Below are 22848 nucleotides of genomic sequence, written 5' to 3' on the forward strand. Positions count from 1 at the left end.
CAACTTATTCCCTTGTTTACCGATGTGTGTAAATAAATTTCGTCACCTCAAAGCCATACATGCTCTTTTGGCTTCTAAAAGATGCCCACTTAGCTTCCAATAGATGCCCTTTTGAGGTCTAAGTAACGCTCTTTTGAAGCCTAATTAAGCACCTTTTCTTGCGTTGGTCTGTAACTTGCTGATTGAGAATGAGTTGCAAGGTTGGTGGAAAATGCTGTTTTTTACTTAAAATGAGGCATAAAACCGCGTGTGTTTTGTAAATATATTTCAGATGTTCCGTTAGTCGAATGAAAGTTTATAACGTCTGATAGAAAGCCTCATACTGGCGGGCAACCTTGATATAATCATGATGTTTGCGTACATATTCATAGCTATCGCGGCGCAATTGTGGAATGAGAGAGAGATTATTGACGAGGCGAGTAAGCTCTCTAACACAGCTTTCGTAAGTCGGGAGGACATTGATGATAGGTCGGAGAGTGGGCTCATGGATGATTTCATAGTTCTCTGGCTCACCGCCACCGATACAGATAATACCATGTGCCATCGCTTCAAGGGGATTCATCGAGGGCGTATAGCTGTAGAGTTGGTCCATGATAGCATCCGAACCGAGCATCGTTCGCACGTATTCGTCAAAGGGTAGACCATTAACAACAGTGAGGTTGAGGCGGTCGGGATATTGCTTTTTCACCGTTTCTGCGGCTTTCAGCATGATGTCAGTCCCTTTATATACCGACCGACTCTTACTAATTCCAATAAAAAGATTCAACTTCTTGGGTGTTTCATCGGCTATGATAGGCGGTTCACCGACAACGATAGGGAAAGGGATGAAGGTTGTTTTCTTAGGGAAATACGGCTCGTAACAGCACCAATACTCGTAGAGTCCTGTCACGATAGCGTCGCATTGTTCAGCCATCAGCTGGTTCAGACGACCTTTTTCCGTATCAATCCAATCCTCTCTCTCGACTATCGCCTCCTTATTTTGGCGCAGTTCCTTACCGATATTGAAGTCGCTGTAACGCAGTGGCATCGTTGTTGAGCACGTGTTTACCCAATAATAATCCATGCCAAAGCCACAGAGCACAACTTTTTTGTTATGCTTTTTCAGATAATGAAAGAGTGGAAAGAGCCGTTGCGCCTTCAGTTCAAAGAATACAGGATTGATAAACTGTACGATGTCATAGCCTCGCAGACGGGGCAGTAGGGTATAGATTTTAGCCATTAAAAGCATACCACCTAACCTTCCCGACCGTCTGGAAACATCAATATCACGTGGGTAATTCTTCCAAAAATCCCCATTCGACACCACTGTTACGGTATGTCCAAGTTCACGCAAGCCTCGTGCCAGCGTGTTATGTACGTTGCTATATTCACCTAATAGTAGGACTTTCATAATTTATAATTCACTTCGTACAATTCATAATTCATAATTCATAATTCATAATTATGATTACCGAGTTTGCTATTATTGTATGATAGGCTGGGTAGTCATAAATATGAATTAATCATTTATCTCTGAAAGTTATCATAATTATCCATTGAGAACTCTGAGTTAGGGGTTGCATATTGCCAGCTATTGCGGTAATCATAATTATGACGTACTGATGAGAACTTCGTTCGAATAATTATGAATTCTGAATAACGAATTACAGCCTTTGATATTCTTCATTTCTTTATAGTTTGAAGAAGTCCTCAGAATAATCTTTATAGGTTTTACTTCTCTATTGTTCATGGCAAAGGTAACTTATAAATTACGTTTACACAAGTTTTATGGGTTGTTTTCTCCGTTGCTCCCTGCACCGACGGTGCCTCCGTGTCATTAAAAGGCTCCGTAAACTCCGTGTCTCCGTGTGAGATTTAGCGCCAAAAGACAAAGAAATATGTTGACAAAATGTTCGATGAAAAGGCGGAGGAAAAGACTAAAAACAAGCCGTTTCAACACCCTTGTAAGTATTTTGCTATCAAGTAGTTGCAAAGGTGATTCCCAAAAGGTGCTTAATAGGACTTCAAAAGGGCGTTAGTAAGAGGCTTAAAGGGCATCTTTTCGAAGTCAATTAGCCGTCTTTTAGAAGCCAAAAGAGCATGTATTGGTCTTGAACTATGTGAAAATAGTTTACAAGAATCAGTTGATAAGGGGATGAGCTATTCGTAGACGACAGATAGATACCGTATCTATTTGCGTTTTATCCCTTGTTTAGCCTTAACAGCATTATCAATGTCTTGCGCCCGAAACTGCTGTTTGTCATTCTTCTGAACCACTTATACTTACTTGTATAGTCCTTGTCGGGTAGCGGGAAAAGCCCATGTCGGGACAGACGTTGTAGCACATGGTCGAGATGCGTCTCGTTATGTGTCATCGTTATCACGTTGTAAATATGGTCCATTGTCAGTTGGGCGATGCGTCGTTCCATTGCAATACGCTCTTTAACAGGGAGATAGTCGACTCGCTCTTTCAACCGATAAAGTACCTGCTCAGCGTCAGAAAGGCGGCGGATGTGCCAACGCTTGTCACGTTTGTGCATGATAGACCCCTCACGTTTACGATAGTAATACGCCTTGTTATTGGTAAAATAAAGGTTCTCAGCACGTAACATGAGTTGTGGCGTAAACTCTTCATCCTCGTGAAGTATGCCTTTAGGGAAACGAAGATCGTGTAGAATCTCTTTGCGGAAAAGAGCTGTACAGACACTGCCCCGCAGGTTATTGTGCGTCATATACTCCGTTCCACTTATCGGACCCTCAGCATCAGCAAGCGGTTTTGAGGTTTTCTTGTCAGTTGACTGGAATAAAACCATATCCGTTTCGCGGTATCTGATGATATCTAAACACTGCTCATAGGCACTTGTCAGCAACAAATCGTCACCATCAACAAACTGAATAAAACTTCCTTCAGCCAGTTCAATTCCTGTGTTCCGTGCTTGTCCCAATCCTCGGTTAGGCTGCCTAACGTAGACAATGTTCGATGAAAGAGCAAGCAATTCGTTGATAGGCGAATAGTCCGCACCGTCATCCACGACGATAATCTGGCGTTCTGTCTCGTTCAGACTCAATGCCAAAATGCTGCTGATACACTCCTTTAGCATATCAACAGGCTCGCTATAGTAAGTCACGATGAAGCTTACGAGTGGCTTATCTTTCTTATTCTGTGAATAAACTGGTTGAGTTGACATAAGCGTTTTAATCCGATTAAGTGGAGAATAAAGAGTTTCAAGGTTCCTTTATAGGGCAGAACGGGTAGGATAGGGGCAGCATGAGTAGCCTCGTAGACATCCATTTGAATGTTAACCAATGCCTGATAGTAAGCAGGTGTCAGTTCGCCCCACAGCTTGAGGTGCTTAAGATGCGCTTCCAAGAGGTCGTTCAATTCCTTTCCTCCTGCCTGAGCGGTGATGCCCTTGTCGTTCTGACAATAGTAATACAAGCCCGCGGCAGTAGTTGCTACTACCTTTGCCTGCTGCAATAAGTAAGGATAAGTGTAGACATCCTCAAACACTTTGCCCTCTGGAAAGCGCGTCTGCGCAAAGAGTTCACGACGGAAAAGCTTATTACAAGCGTAGGTGTGGAGGTAAGCTCCGCCCAACCAATAGTCACGAATAGAACCGATTGTTGTGTCCGTAAAGGTCAGCAGTCGTTGCCTCGTCGCACTTCCGTAATACAACATAGCAGGATATTCAAGGATATCATAGTCAGGATGTGCTGCCAACACAGCCAACAGCGCATCGTATGTACCCTCAGCAACGAAGTCATCAGAGTCGACAAAGGTGAGATAATCTCCCGTTGCCACTTCTATTCCTGCGTTTCTTGCTGCCGAAAGACCCTTGTTTTTTTGGTGAATGAGCCTACAATTCCCCTTGTTAGCGGTCATCTCTTCGGCTATCTTCCCAGAGGAATCCGTCGACCCATCATCAATGAGAATGACCTCTATCCTCTCATCCATCTGCGTTAACACACTCTCCAAACATCTCTGGAGTGTGTCTTCAACGTTATAGATGGGGATGATGATAGACAGTCTCATGTAATAATTGTTTGATGCAAAAATAATAAAAAACTTTTAAATCCGTTAGTTAATGTGATGAAAAAAGCCTCTAATACTGACAGCTATTTGCATATCTTGAAGTACATCAGCCTCTTTGGTGGTGTACAGGTGCTGAATGTGCTGATTGGTATCGTTCGCAACAAGTTTGTTGCTATGTTGCTCGGACCGCAGGGAGTAGGACTTATCTCGCTTTTTAATTCCACAACCAAGCTCATCAGTGACTCTACGAACTTTGGAATATCTATGAGTGCTGTGCGCAATATATCAGAAGATTACGACCAGAACGATGAGGAGAAGCTGACGGAAGATATAGCCCTTGTGCGTTCATGGAGCCTGCTTGCTGCCTTGTTGGGATTCTTTATCTGCATTTTCCTGAGTCCGTTGCTTAGCCGTTACACCTTTGCGTGGGACGGACATACGCTTCATTTCATCCTTCTTTCTCCTTGTGTGGCATTGACTGCCTTAGCTGGAGGCGAGCTTGCTATCCTTAAGGGAGTTCGTAAACTGCGTGCCTTAGCTGCTATATCGGTGTATAACGTGTTAGGTGCCTTAGTCTTAACCGTTCCACTTTATTATTTCTTCGGTAATGCAGCCATTGTTCCTTCGTTGGTATTGATGGCATTGGTGCAACTATTATTGACAATAATGGTTTCTCGTCGGCTCTATCCTTTCCGCGTTTCCTTCCAAAAAACGTTCTTAGACAAGGGTTGGGGTATGATTCGTTTGGGTACAGCCTTTGTCTTTGCAGGCATCTTGGGCTCTGGTGCCGACCTGATTATACGCAGCTATCTCAATAATGTTTCGGATATAGCAACCGTCGGTTTCTATAATTCTGCCTTCATGATGACGATGGTTTATGCTGGTATGATCTTCTCAGCAATGGAAACTGACTACTTTCCACGCCTTTCTGGGGCAAACAACTTGAAGTTTACTTTTAATCAGATTGTCAACCGACAGATAGAAGTGACACTCCTTCTCATCTCTCCTTTGCTTACTTTCTTCCTCTTATTCCTGCCCCAGTTGATTCTTTTCCTTTATTCCGATAAGTTCCTTCCAGCCCTCAGCATGGCGCAAGTGTTGGTGTTGGCGATGTATATCCGTGCTATTCGGCTCCCTGTTGAGTATATTCCTTTGGCAAAAGGCGACTCAAAATCCTATCTACTTTTAGAGGGATTGTATGACATCTTCCTTGTTGCACTCGTACTACTTGGCTTTTGGAAGTGGGGACTCTTCGGTGCAGGAATGGGCATAGCAGGAGCTGGTCTGCTCAATCTTGTCTGTGTCTATGGCTATGCTTACGCTCGTTATGGTTATCGTCTGTCCTCATCGGTGATGCGCTATGCCGCACTTCATTTCTCAATCGGACTCCTTGTGCTTCTTTGTGTGCGTTCTGATGACGAGTGGATGCGGTGGGGCGTAGCCAGTTTGTTATGCCTTGTGGGTACGATAGTTTCTCTCCGTGTGATGAAAGCGAAGTCGGGACTATGGAATGCTTTAATCTCTAAAGTGAAGAATAAGTTTGTTCGCCATGCCAAAGATTAGTATACTTGTAGCCGTTTATAACACAGCAGCTTACCTACCGCAATGCCTTGACTCGCTGTTGTCGCAGACCTTGAAGGACATAGAGGTTCTTTGTGTCGATGATGCGTCAACGGATAAGTCTTTGGAGATTCTACATCAGTATGCTGAAAAGGACGAGCGTGTGAAGGTTTTTGCGCTAAAAGAGAACCACGGAATAGGCTATGCTCGGAACATGGCACTGTCCAATGCCTCCGGAGATTATATCTGTTTTGTGGACAGTGACGACTGGTTGGCTTCAACGGCACTTGAGAAAGTATGTGAAGCCTTCACCGATGAGGTTGATTCCGTACTCTTTCAGGTTGTTCATCATTATGCGAATGGAGAGGAAAAGGTCTTTCCTATGCCTCATTTCGACACGTTGTCAGGCGCAGAGGCTTTTAAGGAAAGCCTCACATGGAAGATACATGGTGTGTATGCAATTAGAGGAGATATCCACCATACCTATCCTTATGACGACACACTTCTGACCTATAGCGATGAGAATGTAACTCGTATTCATTATCTAAAGTCTCGCAAAGTAGCTTTTTGTGAGGGTGTTTATTATTATCGACAGCACACTTCTTCCACAACACATAACATCAGTGTTCGCCGTTTCGACTTTCTCTTAGCGAACGAGAGTATGCGTTGTCAGCTCCTTTCTTTGGGTGCATCAGAGGAGACTCTTCGTTGTTTTGAGACGGTGAGATGGCTCAATTTAGTGGGTCTTTACATGTTCTATTACCTTCATCGCCATGAACTCTCCCTAACCGACCGCCAGCATGGTTTGTCAGTCATGCACCATGTTTGGCAAACTATCAATCTAAAACAAGTAAACCCTTCAATCAAAAGAAAATTCGGTTATATGCCCCTCCGCTGTTCGTGGCATCTTTTCCGTTTGCAGGAGGAGGCTTACTTTTGGTTGAGGGGGATTGTAGGGAAGAATAAATAGCCTCACCCTCTACACAGATCTCCGCAATTTTTCGTAGTATAGATACTGTTTCCTTCGTAAACATTTGTATTTATGATATATTCAGTCCTTCCTTTTTGTGTTGATCGATGGCTAAAACCGTCCGTTAGAAGAGCTTTTTATTTTCTTGTTATATGTTGTTATTGACCTATAGACCAAAAGAAATCCTCCTCAAGCAGTGATTGCTTAAGGAGGAAAAGACTATTTCAAAACTTGTTTTTGAGTAAGGAAATGGTCTTTATTGATCTATGAGAAACTTTATTTATACTTACAAATAGAAAGTTGTCAGTTTGTTAGTTTGCATTTCAATATACCCTTATCCTGTAGTAAGTTCTTTACTTTACAGTTACGGTTATTGTACCTGCCAGCTTGTTCTTATCAAGCACGTTAACAGTTGTTGTTCCTGCTTTCACGCCCTTGATGGTAATCTTAGCATCCTTAACGGTAGCAGTAGCAATCTTACTATCCTTCACGTTAACCGTGTATGGAGCCTGACCTGTTTTGATGTTAACAACATCCTCCTTGCCAATGGCAATGTTTAAGCTTGTCTTGTCAAAGGCAAGTGGAGTAATTACATTGACAGAGATAGTTCCGAAGCGCTTGTTCTTGTCGGTAACTGTAATGGAAGCCTTGCCCTCCTTGACACCTGTAACGGTCATGACATTCTTGTCAACCTTAACGGTAGCAACCTTTTCGTCAGTAGATTTAACTGTGAAAGGTTGGGTTCCGTTACCAATAGTTACGTTTGCAGAGGCACTGGGAGCCACATTAACTGTAGTAGTACTGAACTTCAGACCAGTGTTTTTGTCACCATTGTCATCACTGCAAGATGCGAGAGTTACTGTACCAAGGCAGAGAGCTGCCATCACCATTGTTTTGAAAATACTTTTCATTTCCATTGTTTTAGTTTTTGGTTTATATAAGTTGAAAATAATCTTTTTATCGAATTGATTTCGCTTATATAAAAGCAACTTTCTAAATATCTTGCCTCGCATAAGAATAAAGTTTTGTTAAAAGTGTTTGTTTAGCAAAAATTGCTACATAATCTACTCCCTCTTTTATAAACTTCACTGGTGTAAATCTTTGGGAAAAGACAGTGTTGTAAAGCCTTTTGGGGCATACTATACCCCATTTTAATTAGGTATAATCCTCCCTTGTTAGAGACAATTGGATATAACAATTTCTGATTTTTACAACGTTAACTCGCTACAATCTATCTGTTACTTGCCTTGCCTCCTCTTATCATATATATGGAGTATATCCTTTTCTCTTTGCGCTAATGAAGTCTCCGCTTTGTTCTAACCTCCATTTATTTTGCTTTCCCAGTGTGACTTTTATAATTCATAATTATCGCTTTTATCAGTGTCAAAAACCTTGACGTTTTCTTCAATAAAATCCCTGAAATAAGGGTAAAAAACACGTATTGTGAGCAGGTTTGCAACTAACAGGAAATCAGGAGGTTATAAAACGCGAAAGTAGAAGGTGCTTATTAAGGGTTCAAAAGAGCATTAGTAAGGGTCTTAAAGGGCACCTTTTGGAAGCCAAAAGGGCGTTAATTCGAGTGCCACTTACGCCCTTTTAAAATTTAAGATTAGAATTTTCTTTACAATAAAGACTATGTGGTAAAGGATAATTCATCGGATTATACGATGGCAGATGAGGTAGAGGGAAAGGGGGACATGAAGTTTGTTCTTCTGAGATTTGGGCTGATGAACGAAAGTTCTTACATCATATGGCACACAGAGGGACGGAGGAGACGGAGTAAAGCCCATGCAACGGAGGTGCCGAAGTCACAAAGAGTGGCAGAGGTGTAGCGTACAGATTTCTAATAACTTTTGAGATTAATGTTTTAGATATAACGCCTCTCATAAAAGCCGCAAACTACCTCTGTTGCTCTTTGTGTCGTCGACACCTCCGTGATATTTATTGTTTTGTTTAATAATCCTCCGTTATCTCCGCTTCTCCGTGTGATATATGGGGTTAAGTTCTTATCTTAGGTGATATCCCTATCATTCTAAATTCCTAAAGCCCCATAAATGTACACAGTAGTACACATAACTCGTCTACTACTCGTTTACTTGTCTACTGTTAACTCGTTTACTTGTCTACTACCAACTTGTTTCCTCGTCAACTCGTCAACTTGTCAACTTAACTCATCTAATCCTGGAAGTAAACTCTCTTCACACGATTGCTGATAGTCGTCAGCACCTCGTATGGAATGGTGTCAAGCGTATCGCTGAGAACGGTGACAGGAAGGTGGTCGCCGAAGATTTCAACACTGTCGCCTTCCTTACAATCGATGCCAGTAACGTCAATCATCGCTACGTCCATACAGATGTTGCCGACGTACTCTGCCTTCTGCCCATTTACCAAACAGTAGCAGTGGCGGTTGCCCAAATGGCGGTTTAAGCCGTCAGCGTAGCCGATTGGAATTGCTGCAATCACACTGTCATGGTCGATTGTTCCCTTGCGAGAATAGCCTACCGTGTCACCAGCTGGTACGTTACGCAGCTGCAGGATGGTAGTCTTCAACGTAGAGATATTGTTGATTGTCTTGTTCGTTCGTGGGTTGATACCATACAAGCCTAAGCCCAATCGACACATATCCATCTGACGTTCAGGGAAGTGTTCGATGCCCGAAGAGTTGTCCATGTGGCGGATAATCTTATGGCTGAAAGCAGCTTGAAGCTTCTTGCTACCCTCATCGAAGAGCGCAAACTGATGAGCAGAGAACTCGTCGAAGTTGTCAGCGTCAGAGCCAACGAAGTGAGAGAAGACCGAACGAGGGATGATAGCGTTCTGTTTTTTCAGTCGCTTAATTAGTTCGTCCATATCCTTCTGTGGGTCAAAGCCTAATCGATGCATACCCGTATCAAGCTTAATATGAACAGGGAAGCCCGTGATACCCTCCTTCTGTGCAGCCTTCACGAGTGCGTCCATGAGTCGGAAGCTATACACCTCTGGCTCAAGGTCGTAGTCGAAGAGCGTCTTAAAGGAAGTCATCTCTGGGTTCATAATCATGATATTGCTTGTGATACCGTTCTTACGGAGCGTCACACCCTCGTCGGCAACAGCCACAGCGAGGTAGTCAACACGATGATCCTGTAAGGTCTTTGCTATCTCTACGGCACCAGCTCCATAGGCATCAGCCTTAATCATACAAACCAATTTCGTCTCAGGTTTGAGGAAAGAGCGATACCAATTGAGGTTGTCAACAACGGCATTGAGGTTTACCTCCAACACCGTTTCATGCACCTTCTTCACCAAGAGTTCTGTCAGTCGGTCGAAACCAAACTGTCGTGCGCCCTTCAATAAGATTACCTCATCGTGCAAGTTAGCGAAGACATCGCTGTGGATAAAGGAGTTGACGGTAGCAAAGAAATGCTTTTCGCCCAAATGCTTAAAGGCAGAACGCTGTGCCAAGAGCCCTTCACCAATACCGATAAACTTCTCAACACCACGCTTCTCGCAGAGGAAAGCCACCTTATTATATAGGTCTTTATCTGTGTCACCACTCTGTAAGATATCGCTCAGAATCAATGTGCGACGACGTCCCTTATGGTCAGGACGACGGTTCATGAAGTCGAGTGCAATATCGAGTGAGTTGAAATCAGAGTTATAAGAATCGTTGATAAGCGTACAGCCATGCTGTCCCTCCTTTACCTCCAAGCGCATAGCGACTGGCTCTAACTGTGCCATTCGCTCGCTGATAGTAGCAGGGGTGAGTCCTAAATGGAGTGAAACGACTGCGCAGGTGATAGAATTCTTAACGCTGGCATCGTCAATGAAAGGTAGTTTATATTGTCCTTCCGTCTGTCCTTTCCATACATATGAAACGGTTGTTTCAATGTCTTTCTTCTCGATAGCTTTGATATAGAAGGCTGCCTCCGTATTCTTTACAGACCAATCGAGCTTCTGACCCTTATAATCATACTGGCTTAAACACTGTGCCATCACCTCATTATCGGCAGAATAGACGATTGCCTCGGTGTCGTGGAAGAGTTTTATCTTCTCGTGGCACTTAGCTTCTAAGGAAGGGAAGTTCTCTTGATGGGCAGTACCTAATGTGGTGAAGACACCGATAGTAGGCTGGATAATGTCGCGCAAAGCCATCATCTCGCCTGGTTGACTGATACCCGCTTCAAACACTCCGACCTGTGTATTCTCGTTTAAGAGCAGTACTGACAGTGGAACACCTATCTGTGAATTATAGCTACGAGGTGAACGTGTGACCACCATCTGCGGAGAAAGCAACTGATAAAGCCACTCCTTGACCATCGTCTTACCATTTGAACCCGTGATGCCGACTATCGGAATCAAGTATTCATCGCGATGACGTTCAGCCAGTCGCTGCAAAGCTTCCAGCGAACCAACCACCTTCAAGAAGTTAGAATCAGGATAACGAGTTGCCCAATCCTCAGGCACTACCTCCACGACAAAGTTTCTTACACCCCTTGCATAGAGTTCTGGGATGTAATTATGTCCGTCGTTACGCTCAGTTTTGAGCGCAAAAAACAATGTTTCTTCAGGGAAACACAGAGAGCGGCTGTCGGTAAGTACAAAGCTTATATTTGCATCCTTATCACCATAACGGCGTGCGCCAATGAGCGTCGTTACTTTCTCAATAGTATAATTCATTACTATCTAAATTGTTTTATATCTTATGCAAAGATAATGAAAAGTCTTAATACAGCGTATTATCCTTGCTGTTTTTTCGTCTTATCATTTAATATAATATCGGTGAGCGCACTTAGGACACACTCCTTTTATCATATAATTGATGGATGATTGTTCGTATCCTGCAGGCAAATCGACCTGTGGAACGTGTATGTCATTGAGGCAATAGGTGCGATGGCAACGCTCACAATAGAAGTGTACGTGCATGTCTTCATCTTCTTCATCGTCATCGCTGAGACATAATTCGTAGCGAACTATATCATTTCCGTCTTCCAACTGATGTACTAAGTGTTGCTGTTTGAACAATGAAAGTGTACGGAAAATATTTGACTTGTCAATCGTTTGGATCTTTGCTTCCAACTCTTTCATAGAGGCTGGGTTGTCCAATCCTGACAGTGTTCGTGCTATGAGAATGCGATTTGCGGTCAGTCTAATACCATGTGCTTTCAGCAGTGCTTCAATCTGCTTGTCATTCATTTCTTCCATAGTTATAAATTCAATTCTATATTGGGATATTTTAGTTCCAACATCTTGGCTTTTTCCTTTGTTTTCTTTATGAAATCCTGATAAGCCGCTGCCTCTGGATTAAACGGGCGGTGCGCCAACGCCTCTTTGATAGGTAGCCATTCCTTAAGAAACTGTTTGGCTTCTGCGGAGAAACAGGTTGCCACAAGCTGTTCCCATATGTATTCTACAGCCTGCTCGTTGGGGTGCAGCATATCTGCTTTGTAGAAACGATAGTCGCGCAGTTCGTCGTTCACAATCTCATAGGCTGGGAAGTAATAGACCCTCTCACCTTCTTCCTTGATCACCTTGTCGGTAGCCAACAGCAGTACAGCCTTTGACAACTGACTTCCGTGATAGCCATATTTGGCATAACGGATAGGGCTGACCGTGATGATGACATTGACCTTTGGATTCGCTTGGCGTAGTAGGGTAATCGCCTCGCTCAGTGTGTCGGCACACTCCTCAACCGTAAGTTCGCGCTCTTCAAACTCTCGTTGTGGACGTTTCTGGCAGTTGTCAACAATCTCGCCTGTAGCTCGCTCCACATAGACATGGTTTGTTCCCAATGTGAATACGGCTGTGTCAAACGTATGGTTTGCCACCTTCTTCACCGTATGTAGCACTGAAACAGGGTTATACATAACACCGAAGGGGTTTACCATGGCACGAAACTTCTCTTCTTCGAATCGCTTACCAATATTGTCGGCAAAGCACGACCCTACAAAAAGAATCCGCTCACAAGGTTCCAACTCAAATGTTGGACGGGGGATGTTGACAATTGTTCTAAATTCCATTGAGCGCAAAGGTAAGAAAAAAATGGATAGAATATTCAAACGGAAAGAATATTTTTCATACTTTTGCCAAAGAAAGTTCCTTTATAAATTTTAGCTAATGTACACATACAATTACCCACACCCAGCCGTAACGGCTGACTGTCTTGTTTTTGCCCGAACTGATGAGGGGATGAAACTGCTGTTGATTCAGCGGAAAAACGAACCTTGTAAGGGGAAATGGGCATTCCCCGGTGGCTTCATGGATATTGACGAAACAACCGTTGATGCTGCTCGTCGTGAGTTGAAAGAAGAGACTGGTTTAGTGGTTGGCGAACTGCATCGTGTTGGTATCTTTGATGCTGTCGACCGTGATCCACGCGAGCGTATCATCACTGTGGCTTATTACACGATTCTTGACAAACCTGCAGAAGTCAGCGGTTTGGACGATGCAGCGCAAGCAAAGTGGTTCCTCTTGACCGAACTTCCCGACTTAGCGTTTGACCATAAGGAAATCCTCCAAGAGGCAGAAAGGGTGTTAGGTGATGGCTGATGGGTGTTGGATGGTCAATGAGAACAATAAGTTTAATTAGCCTAATTAGTCCAATTAGTCTAATTAAGCTGATTTCTCCTCCTTCTTCTTGGAAAGATTAGAATCTTTTATCAGTTTGTAAGTTCCCCAGAGGCTCATAATTTGCACTATAATAATAGGTATTGTGGGCTTAAAATCTATTCCCAATAACAATAAGCCATTGCCAATAATAAAGAGCAATAATATTAGAATAGTTCTTCTCATACCTTTAATTGCTTTTTAATTGTTAGTAGATTCTGTTTGCAAATATAATTTATTTGGATGAAAGTTCCAAATTAATTCTGTGATTTTATATATCAAATGCTTTCCTTGTAATATCTTTGTCTTTTGTTTTTTCCAATAAATGGTCGTGTTATACTCCTTTGCTCCCCGCACCATTGGTGCCTCTGTGGGCAACTTATCCTTAAATAAAACCTCCATAACCTCCGTTCCCCTGAATGAATTTTAGCGTAGTAAGGCGAAGAAATATATTGACAAAATATTCGAAGAAAAGGTAGGAAAATAGCTTAAAAGTGAACTGTTTTAGTACCACTGTAAATTGTTTGTTATCAAGTAGTTGCAAAATAGGCTTTCAAAAGGTGCTTAATTCGACTTCAAAAGGGCGTTAGTAAGGCTCTTAAAGGGCATCTTTTGCAAGCCAATTAGGCGTCTTTAAGAAGCCAAAAGAGCATGTGTCGGTTTTGAACTGCATGAAAATAGCTTACATTTCTCTACTAATAAGGGATTAAATATTGCTGTTATACTCCTTTGCTCCCTGCACCATCGGTGCCTCTGTGGGTTGTGTATGTTTAAATAAAACCTCCATACACTCCGTTTCTCTGTGTGACATTTCGTCAAATGTCCTCAATTTAGGTAGTAGCCTTATCGTTCTAAATGACTGAAGCAAACAGACTTTATCACTCCTCCTTCCGCATAAACCGCTTTTTAGTGTGGATTTAACGTGTATTTCGTCACAATATATTAAAAAACGAATAGAAGTCATCTGCCATACGAAATAATTTAGTAATTTTGCCCTCAGTGGCTATTGTGGTTTCTGTTTGTAGTTCTTTAGAGCGCACAGGATAAGGGGGTGGAATTTCATTAATCACTGAATTTACAGATACTTATACCCCATTGAACTCAGGTTAATTAGTCGCTCAGAATCACGTATATTATCATTTCATATATGAAGAAGCTTTTTTTATTTACGCTCCTTTGCGTAATAACGATGACAACACAAGCACAGACGAATCTCTCCGACTATCTTACGAAGCGCATGCCGAAGCGAGAGACGCGTGCCGTATGGCTTACGACACTTGCTAACCTTGATTGGCCGAAGAACTACGCACGGTCGGAAGAAAGCATCAAACTGCAAAAGCAGGAACTCATTGACATTCTCGATAAATATCAGAAGGCAAATATCAACACCGTACTCTTGCAGGCACGTGTGCGTGCAGCTACGATTTATCCGTCGGATATTGAGCCTTGGGACCAGTGTATCACTGGCGTTGAGGGTAGGGCACCGGGTTATGGCTACGACCCACTCGGCTTTGCCGTAGAGGAATGTCACAAACGTGGCATGGAAATTCACGCATGGATAGCGACGATTCCGGTGGGTGCAAAGAACTCATTGGGCTGTAGAACGCTGATGAAGAAGGGCTTTCGAATTAGAAACTTCTCAACGGGTTCTTATCTCGACCCTGCCGATCCCGGTGTTGCACCTTACCTTGCCTCTATCTGTGGAGAGATTGTAAGAAAGTATGATGTGGACGGTATCAACCTCGACTATATCCGTTACCCTGATGGATGGCCACGTCCTTCTTACCGTGATGGCGATACGCCCGACCAGCGTCGCAGCAATATCACAGCCATTGTGCGTGCTATTCATGACGAGGTGAAAGCTATCAAACCATGGGTGAAGATGTCGTGCTCGCCAATCGGTAAGCATGCCGACCTCAGTCGTTATAGTTCAAAGAATTTCAATGCCCACGACCGTGTTTCACAAGAGGCGCAGGAGTGGATGAGATTAGGACTGATGGACCAGCTCTATCCGATGCAATACTTCCGTGGCGACAACTATTACCCTTTTGTTGCAGACTGGGTTGAGAATGCTTATAAGCGTGAGATAGTGACAGGTTTGGGTACTTACTTCCTCGATCCACGTGAGGGTAATTGGACGTTGGGCGACCTCACCCGCCAGATGTATGTCAGTCGTGACCTCGGAGTGGGACATGCTCACTTCCGTTCTTACTTCCTCACGGCTAATAAGCAGGGTGTCTACGACTTTGAGAAGCAGTTTAATGCTACGCTTTCTCTCCCTCATAAGATGCAGGGTGTTGCATCAACGGCTGCCATGCCATATGCTGTCAACTCCTCATTGGTAGAACGTCGAGAGGATAAGTCGGTGATTCTGAGGTGGAAGGCGGTCACTCCTTATTATAATATATACGCCAGCTACACCTATCCTGTTGATACTGAGGATGCGCGAAACTTGCTCTTTGTACGTTATACTGGTCAGACGCTGCAGTTGAAGAACGTGAATCCTAACCTCTATTTTGCGGTTAGAGGTATGGATCGTTACGGATTAGAAACACCTGCTTTACAGGAGAATATGAAGTCTACAATGCTTTCGAAGTCTCCTGTTTCACTGCTCGCTAATGATGGTAACACCCTCACCCTCCCTGCTGCAGCAAAGCTAACGGATGCCGATCGTTATGTAATCCTCTCTTTGCAGGGTGTCATCCTCCGCATTATCAACGCTAAATCGGTAAGAAACAACCAGTTATATATCGGCTCCCTGTCCGATGGAATGTATTCCCTCAAGGTCTATAACCACAAGAAGAAGTCCTTCATGTTAGGTTCGTTCATGGTCAAGAGGGCTTCGAAGTTGATGAGTTAACGAGTAGACAGGTTAACAAGTTGCTTGTAGACAGGGTATGTAAAGACAGAGTAACATAAGAACAAGTTTTTTAGTTAACAAGTTTTTAGTCAACGAATAAACCAGTTGATAAGTAAACAAGTTATATGCTTTGTTTGCTATCAACTGGTTTATTTTTTTTATCTATCAAGTAACATGTCAACTCGTTTACTTGTTCACGTGTCAACTTGTCCACTTGTTACTCGAAAGAACTTTGTTCATCTGTTACTTTGTCTTTTATTTTACCCCGTCTACAAGCAACTGGTTCACTTGTCCACTTGACAAACTCGTCTACTTAAAAAACTGTTCACGTGGGGTTTCAATGATAGACATCACAAGGACATCATTTATTTTGCGTTGCTCTTCGGTTGAGGCAAGGCGGTCTCTCTCAGCCTCATACAGTGCCTTTGCTTTTTTAGGTCCCTCCATTAACCTGATGGCAAAACATCGGTTTATCTCGTGTGCACTATCATTATCTTTCTCATAGAGTCTCTTGAAGTTTACTTCAGCACGCTTGTAGTAGTCCATTGCTTCCTTCTTATTCCCCAACTTCTCATAGAACATACCAGCACCAAGAAGTGTGTAAGGCTCTGTTGGGTTACGCTTTAGGTAAGCATTTAGCGTCTCTAACGCCTGTATCAAATCACCTTGATTTTTGAGATATTCCGCCTTGTGAGCGTAAGCAAGCTGATAGTCGGGGTCCTTATCAATAGCGCAATCAAGCAAAGTCATCGCCTTCTTCACAGAGTCAGGTGAGTTCGAGTGATTTGTATATGCGTTTACTGCCTGGTTGTGTAACTCGATTACAGCTGGGTCAGGTTTATGACCACAGCAAAGTTTCTCATTGCGTTGCGCATTGCAGGATGTCAATGTTAGAAACATGAATAGTGATAATGCCAAAAGAAAATTACGATTCATAGGTTTTAATATTTTAAGTTTAAGAATAAGAGTATTCTATTGTTTAGGTTGACCTCCATTCTAATGAAGTATATCTATCTCTGCGTTTGCATAAACGCAAAAGTTCTTCTCGTGGCAAAGATAATACTTTTTTATTAAATTAAAAATTAATTGTTACATAATACTGCCTTGCCTTAATAAAATAGCAGGACAGAACTTCAAAGAGATGGTTCACGTCGTCTGTATATAACTTACTACGGAATGGCTGATTATGCTATTAAAAGACGCAAATACGGAGGGCGTTTTCACTTGGCATATACCTTATATATAGCTTTGTAAAAAGTCTTCAGTCTTCTTCAACGTTTCCAACATGGGTAATCATAAGGATAAAATATTAATTCTGAAAGGTGAAGTATGCGCTTAATGCTGTGGTGTCGGTGCTTAGCACATCGTGTGCGGATGCTTCGCACATATGGTGCGGGGCACTGAATGCTCTGCAAATGGTTACTGATAGGGTGTCAACTTGTTGTTTGGAAGGAGTTAAATGACTATGAATAAGCTCATTCTATTTGGTCGTACGACTTAATATCTTAGGGAAATAAGGTGTTATTTAACTAAAGAAGATTCAGCATGAGGGCATCAACGATTTAACGATTATCGGATAGCAATAGTTAAAAATATTAAATATTGTATTTGCAACAATGAATATTTAAAAGAATATGTTTATATTTGCCATCGACTTAAAGAAGGTAGGTGACTCCTTTATTAAGGCCCAAAAGATAAAACCTAAAATATAAACTTAACGGTAGAAAATAGTAAACCCTAATCGAAGTAGAAACTAACATCTATTAAAAAATAAAACAAAAACCAATTATTTATTACAACTTATGAAAAAATTCTTTACTCTACTCTCATTGTGCATGGTCGCAATGACAACTTTCGCTCAGTGGGTTTCAGTTCCTGAGAGCGGTGAAAAGTACTACATCGCTGTTGGTAACCAGAAAGTGGGTTACGTTACAGCTAATGGCGATGGTGAGAAGTTGACAGCTAAGGCTGCTTCTTTGGGTGATGCTGAAAAGCAGACTTGGACTTGTACAAAGAATGCTGATGAGACTTGGACATTTACTGTTACTGTTGATGGCAACACTTGGACAATGTATACCAATGCGGGTGAGCGTCTTGCTGCTGGTTCTGATACTGGCGAGAACTTCAAGGCTTTCAAAATTATCGACCACAATGACGATCCTTCAGCAGCCTTTGGTGCTATCAAGATGCTTGAAAAGGATGGTAATGCTTTCGTGAACATCTACAGTGGTCAGAAGTTAGGTAATGAGTATGGTCCTTGGACTGAAACAGACAATGGTTCTAAGGTTTACTTTATCAAGGCTTCTGAGGTAGAGATTCCACACTGGGACTTTGATTTCAGTACTTTCCGGCAGGGTGACAACAGTACTCGTTACTTCATTCAGTTCAACAGACCTGCAGCTAACAACCCAACATATGGTCCTACTGGTTTGGCTGGTGTTACAGGTAACAAGCTGATGCTCTCTGTAGACAAGGATACTCTGATTGCTGACTCTCTTATAAAGGGTGATGTAAACTTCAGATATAAGGTATGGCACATTACAGATTTCGATGCTGATTCTAAGAAGATAGTTCTCGTTAACGAGGCTGGTCAGTACATCAAGTACACTGATTTGGCAACAGAGATGTCAGGTGGTAACGATATGTATAAGAAGAACGAGGCTGGTGAGTGGGTACGCAACGGCAAAAGTGGTGGTGGTAAAATGACAGGTGCTTTCATGGCAACTACAGACCCACAGGAGCTCTACATCTTCGAAAGCAATCAGGGTAGTGAGTGCTACTCTATCGGTGATAGCAATGACAAGGAGTCACAGAACTTCCTTAACGTATGGGGTAACGTAGGATGGCACCACTTCATGGGTAAGTGGAAGGTTAACGACATTAACAACGCCCTTAAGCTCATTCCAATCAATGAAGTGTTGAGCGATGATGAGATTGCAGAGATGGATGCAGCAACTGGTATTTCTAACGTTAGGGTACAGGAGAAGCAGGCTGATGGTTATGTCTACACCCTCGATGGTCGCATGGTAGCTAAGAGCCTCAATGGTCTTGCTAAGGGCTTGTACATCGTAAATGGCAAGAAGGTTGTTGTGAAGTAAGTTTCACAATGAAAATAGTTTAACCCCCATTTGTCAAATGACAATGCTGTTGTCTAAGGGCAGATAGGGGTTAAGGGGCTGTATCAAAAGGAAGGATACACTTGAGGGTGTGTCTGTTAGCAGGCTAAGCATAGATGCACAACATGTGTAATTCTACCACTTGCCACTGACACCATTTTGATACAACCCCCTTTTTCGTCTTATTGTTCAACATTAATAATTAAATAATTATCACAATATCTTATCCTCTATTATGAATATCTGTAAGCGTCTTTGTGCTGCTTTTCTCTTGTCTGTCGTATGTGTCGGACAAGTTTATGCACAAGGTTATCCTCGCATCAGTACCAAAGGCAATGAGCATTGGTATTACGTTAAGTATCTTCGTTCTAACAACGTGTTGGAAGACAAGGGCGAAAAGCAAAAGTGCCTTACTGCCGTTCCACAGGTTATGAATGGAGATCGCCAGTTATGGAAGGTGGTAGCGGCAGAGAACTTTGGTCGTAATAAGAAGTACCAGTTGGTAAGTAAGAGCGGTCGTACCCTTTATGTCAATGGCACAAATCCTTATAGTTCGCGTTTTATGGCGGCTACTAAGGCTACAGATATTACCTCATTCCACATCTTCCAGAGTATGAATAACAGCTTTGGAACGGGTGCATTCGAGTTGGCACCAGACTCTACTGGCAGTCATGTGATGAACCAAGTGGGAGAGATTAGGGCTGGACAAGAGATTGGACTGTGGGATAAGGGCGACATCAACAACGTGTTGACCTTTGTCAGCAAGGATGACATGGAGTTCCCATACTATATGCCAGTCATCTCAACAGCTGCAAATCCTGTTTATTATTACATCCAGTTCCAGACTGGTAACTGGCTTTTGAGTGCCAAGGGGGATAAGGCAACCTGCCAAACAGCCTCATTGCATAATGGTAATCTTGATGACATGCTATGGCGTGTATCAGAGAAAGACGGCAAATACGCTTTTGTTAGCAAGAGTGGAAAGATTCTTTATATCAGCGATTCATACGTCAACGCTGCAAAGGCTCGCAACGTGAAGGATACGCTCTTTACGATGGTGGAGTCAAATAACGCATTGGGTGGCTTCGAGATTGGTAAGTCAACCACAGGACGTAACTTCTTTAATATGTTCCAAGGTGCTGGTGAGGGTAAGTTAATCAGCTTCTGGGACTTGGGCGATGGGGGCAATGTAGTGCGCTTTGTACCAGCAGAAGAGTTGGTACCAGTGTCAGGTATTGCTACTTTTAATCCTGCCAACAAATACACGCTTTGGTATACAAAGCCCGCAACCAACTGGATGACCTCTTGTCTTCCTATCGGAAACGGTCAGTTTGGTGCAACTTTGATGGGCGATGTAGCCATTGACGACGTACAATTTAACGACAAGACCCTTTGGAGCGGTAAGCTTGGTGGGCTGACGAGCACGGCTGCTTACGGTTATTATCTTAACTTTGGCAACCTTTATATCCGTAGTCGTGGAATGTCAAAGGTAACAGACTACGTGCGTTACCTCGATATCAACGATGCCGTAGCAGGTGTGAGATATACGATGGACGGCGTAGCATACAGTCGTACTTACTTCGCAAGCAATCCTGATAGCTGTGTGGTAGTTCGCTATACAGCCTCACAGAATGGTAAAATCAATACAACGCTTACACTGAAGAATCAGAACGGACGTAACGTAAGTTATACCGTTGATAATAACAATCAGGCAACGATTACCTTCGATGGTCAGATCGCTCGCCAAGATGATCATGGTGCAACAACACCAGAGAGCTATTATTGTGTAGCGCGCATCGTGACCGATGGCGGTACGATTACTAAGAATGCAAAGGGCGTTATTGAGGTAAATGGTGCCAATAGCATGACTGTTTATCTCCGTGGTTTGACCGACTTCGACCCCGACGCACCGACATATGTGTCTGGAGCTAACCTCCTTGCAGCTCGTGCAGCAGCGACAGTGAATGGCGCACAGAACAAGGGTTACGATGCTTTGTTTGCAGCACATAAGACCGATTATAAGTCGCTCTTCGATCGTTGTCAGCTGACCCTCGGTGATGTGAAGAACAATATTCCAACCCCACAGCTCATCAGCAGCTATCGTAACAACCAGCATGACAACCTCTTCTTAGAGGAACTCTACTTCAATTATGGTCGTTACCTCCTTATCAGTTCAAGCCGTGGCATATCGCTCCCAGCTAACTTACAAGGTATTTGGAACGACAACAACACCCCTGCATGGCACGCTGATATCCATGCGAACATCAACGTACAGATGAATTACTGGCCTGCTGAGCCAACCAACCTCTCTGAACTTCACCGCCCATTCCTCGATTATATCTATCGTGAGGCATGTGTGAAGCCTACATGGCGTCGCTTTGCACCGGACATGGGTCACGTGAATACAGGTTGGACCTTACCAACGGAGAATAACATCTATGGCTCTGGTACTACCTTTGCCAACACCTATACCGTTGCTAATGCGTGGTATTGCCAGCACCTCTGGCAGCACTATACCTACACAATGGACAAGGATTTCCTGCGCACAAAGGCATTCCCTGCGATGAAGTCGGCTGTCGACTATTGGTTTAAGAAACTCGTGAAGGCTGCTGACGGCACCTATGAGTGTCCTAATGAGTGGTCACCAGAACACGGACCAACAGAAAATGCTACCGCACACAGCCAGCAGTTGGTTTGGGATCTCTTCAATAACACACGCAAGGCGATTAAGGTTCTTGGTGATGATGTAGTGTCAAAGGCGTTCCGTGATTCGCTTGCAACCTACTTTGCTAAACTCGACGACGGTTGCCATACAGAGGTAAATCCTGCTGATGGACAGACTTATCTCCGTGAGTGGAAGTACTCTTCACAGTTTAATAACCCAAGCAAAATCGGTGTAAACGAGTATAAGGCACACCGTCATATCTCTCATTTGATGGGGCTTTATCCTTGTACACAGATCAGTGAAGATGCCGATAAGACCGTCTTTGAGGCTGCTCGTCAGTCGCTGATAGCTCGTGGTGATGGTCATGGAACTGGTTGGTCACTCGGTCATAAGATTAATCTTAACGCCCGTGCCTACGAAGGTCTCCACTGTCATAACCTTATCAAGCGCGCTTTACAGCAGACTTGGGACACCGGAACAAACGAGGCTGCAGGTGGTATCTATGAGAACCTCTGGGATGCTCATGCACCTTATCAGATTGATGGTAACTTCGGTTATACAGCTGGTGTAGCCGAAATGCTCCTGCAGAGTCATAATGATAAACTCGTGATTCTCCCTGCCTTGCCAACAACATTCTGGCAGAAGGGTTCAGTGAAGGGCTTGAAGGCAGTGGGCAACTTCACCGTTGACATTGATTGGGCTGCTGCGAAGGCTACGAAGGTACAGATTGTTTCAAACATGGGTATAACCTGTATTGTGAAATATGCTAACGTAGCAAAGGAGTATAAGGTGACGACTGCTGACGGAAAGACGGTTAAGGCAAAGCGTATCAGTGATGACGAAATCAGCTTCCCTACAGTGAAGGGCGGTGTGTATTTCATTGTTTCTAAGACTGCAGACGCTATCGCAGCCGTACAAAAGGCGCAGGACGGTAACATCGCTTCGGTAGACTACTACAGCCTTAACGGTACAAAGACAAGTCAGTCACGGAGCCGTGGCGTTTACATCAAGCAAATGAAGTACAGCAACGGTACAACAAGCACAACGAAAGTAATCAACTAATCACAGGTTATACATCTTACC

The 22848-nt window shown here is 43.3% G+C and carries 16 protein-coding genes; 7 read left to right on the plus strand and 9 right to left on the minus strand.

What is annotated here, in order from left to right; genetic code table 11:
• Positions 1-295: 295 nt before the first annotated feature.
• The 3 genes from FIU21_RS03915 to FIU21_RS03925 all read right to left on the minus strand — a co-directional run bounded on the left by FIU21_RS03915 (position 296) and on the right by FIU21_RS03925 (position 4012).
• A complete protein-coding gene (locus FIU21_RS03915) occupies positions 296-1390 on the minus strand; it encodes a glycosyltransferase family protein (protein ID WP_004360572.1) in 1095 nt (364 codons plus the stop codon).
• A 790-nt stretch (positions 1391-2180) separates the two neighbouring features.
• Positions 2181-3167 carry a glycosyltransferase family 2 protein gene (locus FIU21_RS03920; RefSeq protein ID WP_081445987.1) on the minus strand — a complete coding sequence of 329 codons (987 nt, stop codon included), beginning with the start codon at positions 3165-3167 and terminating at the stop codon, positions 2181-2183.
• Entirely contained in the window at positions 3116-4012 is an 897-nt protein-coding gene (locus tag FIU21_RS03925; RefSeq protein ID WP_004360576.1) for a glycosyltransferase family 2 protein, read from the minus strand. Before FIU21_RS03925 ends, FIU21_RS03920 begins: the two co-directional genes overlap by 52 nt.
• A gap of 57 nt (positions 4013-4069) precedes the next feature.
• Between FIU21_RS03925 and FIU21_RS03930 the strand changes: the two genes are divergently transcribed.
• A complete protein-coding gene (locus FIU21_RS03930; RefSeq protein WP_004360578.1) occupies positions 4070-5575 on the plus strand; it encodes an oligosaccharide flippase family protein in 1506 nt (501 codons plus the stop codon).
• Complete coding sequence (locus tag FIU21_RS03935; RefSeq protein WP_004360580.1) at positions 5562-6542, plus strand: glycosyltransferase family 2 protein; 981 nt, start codon at positions 5562-5564, stop codon at positions 6540-6542. Before FIU21_RS03930 ends, FIU21_RS03935 begins: the two co-directional genes overlap by 14 nt.
• Before the next feature lie 353 nt (positions 6543-6895).
• Here FIU21_RS03935 and FIU21_RS03940 read toward each other — a convergent pair whose 3' ends face one another.
• Positions 6896-7459: a pilus assembly protein N-terminal domain-containing protein gene (locus tag FIU21_RS03940; protein ID WP_004360581.1), complete on the minus strand. Its 564-nt coding sequence runs from the start codon at positions 7457-7459 to the stop codon at positions 6896-6898.
• Positions 7460-8179: 720 nt separating this feature from the next.
• Here FIU21_RS03940 and FIU21_RS03945 point away from each other — a divergent pair.
• Positions 8180-8374, plus strand: coding sequence for a hypothetical protein (locus FIU21_RS03945; protein ID WP_155812507.1), 195 nt, complete (start codon positions 8180-8182; stop codon positions 8372-8374).
• Between the two features lie 343 nt (positions 8375-8717).
• On the opposite strand, the gene FIU21_RS03950 is transcribed toward FIU21_RS03945, so the two are convergent.
• From FIU21_RS03950 to FIU21_RS03960, 3 genes are all read right to left on the minus strand, one after another.
• Positions 8718-11198 (minus strand): bifunctional UDP-N-acetylmuramoyl-tripeptide:D-alanyl-D-alanine ligase/alanine racemase, encoded by a 2481-nt coding sequence (locus FIU21_RS03950; protein ID WP_004360582.1) that lies wholly within the window; start codon positions 11196-11198, stop codon positions 8718-8720.
• Between the two features lie 84 nt (positions 11199-11282).
• Positions 11283-11714 (minus strand): Fur family transcriptional regulator, encoded by a 432-nt coding sequence (locus FIU21_RS03955; protein ID WP_004360583.1) that lies wholly within the window; start codon positions 11712-11714, stop codon positions 11283-11285.
• Between the two features lie 11 nt (positions 11715-11725).
• A complete protein-coding gene (locus tag FIU21_RS03960) occupies positions 11726-12538 on the minus strand; it encodes a GSCFA domain-containing protein (protein ID WP_036886469.1) in 813 nt (270 codons plus the stop codon).
• A 97-nt stretch (positions 12539-12635) separates the two neighbouring features.
• On the opposite strand from FIU21_RS03960, the gene FIU21_RS03965 reads away from it, so the two are divergent.
• A complete protein-coding gene (locus FIU21_RS03965) occupies positions 12636-13067 on the plus strand; it encodes an NUDIX domain-containing protein (RefSeq protein WP_004360585.1) in 432 nt (143 codons plus the stop codon).
• Between the two features lie 63 nt (positions 13068-13130).
• Here the strand turns inward: FIU21_RS03965 and FIU21_RS03970 are convergent, their stop codons facing one another.
• Positions 13131-13310, minus strand: coding sequence for a hypothetical protein (locus FIU21_RS03970; RefSeq protein WP_036886472.1), 180 nt, complete (start codon positions 13308-13310; stop codon positions 13131-13133).
• Positions 13311-14271: 961 nt separating this feature from the next.
• On the opposite strand from FIU21_RS03970, the gene FIU21_RS03975 reads away from it, so the two are divergent.
• Entirely contained in the window at positions 14272-15984 is a 1713-nt protein-coding gene (locus tag FIU21_RS03975; protein WP_036886477.1) for a glycoside hydrolase family 10-like protein, read from the plus strand.
• Between the two features lie 309 nt (positions 15985-16293).
• Here FIU21_RS03975 and FIU21_RS03980 read toward each other — a convergent pair whose 3' ends face one another.
• Entirely contained in the window at positions 16294-16920 is a 627-nt protein-coding gene (locus tag FIU21_RS03980) for a tetratricopeptide repeat protein (RefSeq protein ID WP_036886479.1), read from the minus strand.
• Positions 16921-17786: 866 nt separating this feature from the next.
• On the opposite strand from FIU21_RS03980, the gene FIU21_RS03985 reads away from it, so the two are divergent.
• Together FIU21_RS03985 and FIU21_RS03990 are read left to right on the plus strand one after the other, a co-directional pair.
• A complete protein-coding gene (locus tag FIU21_RS03985) occupies positions 17787-19082 on the plus strand; it encodes a hypothetical protein (protein WP_004360588.1) in 1296 nt (431 codons plus the stop codon).
• A 253-nt stretch (positions 19083-19335) separates the two neighbouring features.
• Complete coding sequence (locus tag FIU21_RS03990; RefSeq protein WP_004360589.1) at positions 19336-22827, plus strand: glycoside hydrolase family 95 protein; 3492 nt, start codon at positions 19336-19338, stop codon at positions 22825-22827.
• The last annotated feature ends 21 nt before the right edge of the window (positions 22828-22848 follow it).

Source organism: Prevotella melaninogenica (genome assembly GCF_013267595.1).
In the GTDB taxonomy this organism is placed as follows: domain Bacteria; phylum Bacteroidota; class Bacteroidia; order Bacteroidales; family Bacteroidaceae; genus Prevotella; species Prevotella melaninogenica_D.

Excerpts from the sequence above, each read along its gene's own strand:
- FIU21_RS03960 (WP_036886469.1), bottom strand. The coding sequence starts at position 12,538 with ATGGAATTTAGAACAATTGTCAACATCCCCCGTCCAACATTTGAGTTG.
- FIU21_RS03980 (WP_036886479.1), bottom strand. The coding sequence starts at position 16,920 with ATGAATCGTAATTTTCTTTTGGCATTATCACTATTCATGTTTCTAACA.
- FIU21_RS03930 (WP_004360578.1), top strand. The coding sequence starts at position 4,070 with ATGAAAAAAGCCTCTAATACTGACAGCTATTTGCATATCTTGAAGTAC.
- FIU21_RS03985 (WP_004360588.1), top strand. The coding sequence starts at position 17,787 with ATGAAAAAATTCTTTACTCTACTCTCATTGTGCATGGTCGCAATGACA.
- FIU21_RS03970 (WP_036886472.1), bottom strand. The coding sequence starts at position 13,310 with ATGAGAAGAACTATTCTAATATTATTGCTCTTTATTATTGGCAATGGC.
- FIU21_RS03915 (WP_004360572.1), bottom strand. The coding sequence starts at position 1,390 with ATGAAAGTCCTACTATTAGGTGAATATAGCAACGTACATAACACGCTG.
- FIU21_RS03950 (WP_004360582.1), bottom strand. The coding sequence starts at position 11,198 with ATGAATTATACTATTGAGAAAGTAACGACGCTCATTGGCGCACGCCGT.
- FIU21_RS03920 (WP_081445987.1), bottom strand. The coding sequence starts at position 3,167 with ATGTCAACTCAACCAGTTTATTCACAGAATAAGAAAGATAAGCCACTC.
- FIU21_RS03975 (WP_036886477.1), top strand. The coding sequence starts at position 14,272 with ATGAAGAAGCTTTTTTTATTTACGCTCCTTTGCGTAATAACGATGACA.
- FIU21_RS03990 (WP_004360589.1), top strand. The coding sequence starts at position 19,336 with ATGAATATCTGTAAGCGTCTTTGTGCTGCTTTTCTCTTGTCTGTCGTA.
- FIU21_RS03940 (WP_004360581.1), bottom strand. The coding sequence starts at position 7,459 with ATGGAAATGAAAAGTATTTTCAAAACAATGGTGATGGCAGCTCTCTGC.
- FIU21_RS03965 (WP_004360585.1), top strand. The coding sequence starts at position 12,636 with ATGTACACATACAATTACCCACACCCAGCCGTAACGGCTGACTGTCTT.
- FIU21_RS03935 (WP_004360580.1), top strand. The coding sequence starts at position 5,562 with ATGCCAAAGATTAGTATACTTGTAGCCGTTTATAACACAGCAGCTTAC.
- FIU21_RS03925 (WP_004360576.1), bottom strand. The coding sequence starts at position 4,012 with ATGAGACTGTCTATCATCATCCCCATCTATAACGTTGAAGACACACTC.
- FIU21_RS03955 (WP_004360583.1), bottom strand. The coding sequence starts at position 11,714 with ATGAATGACAAGCAGATTGAAGCACTGCTGAAAGCACATGGTATTAGA.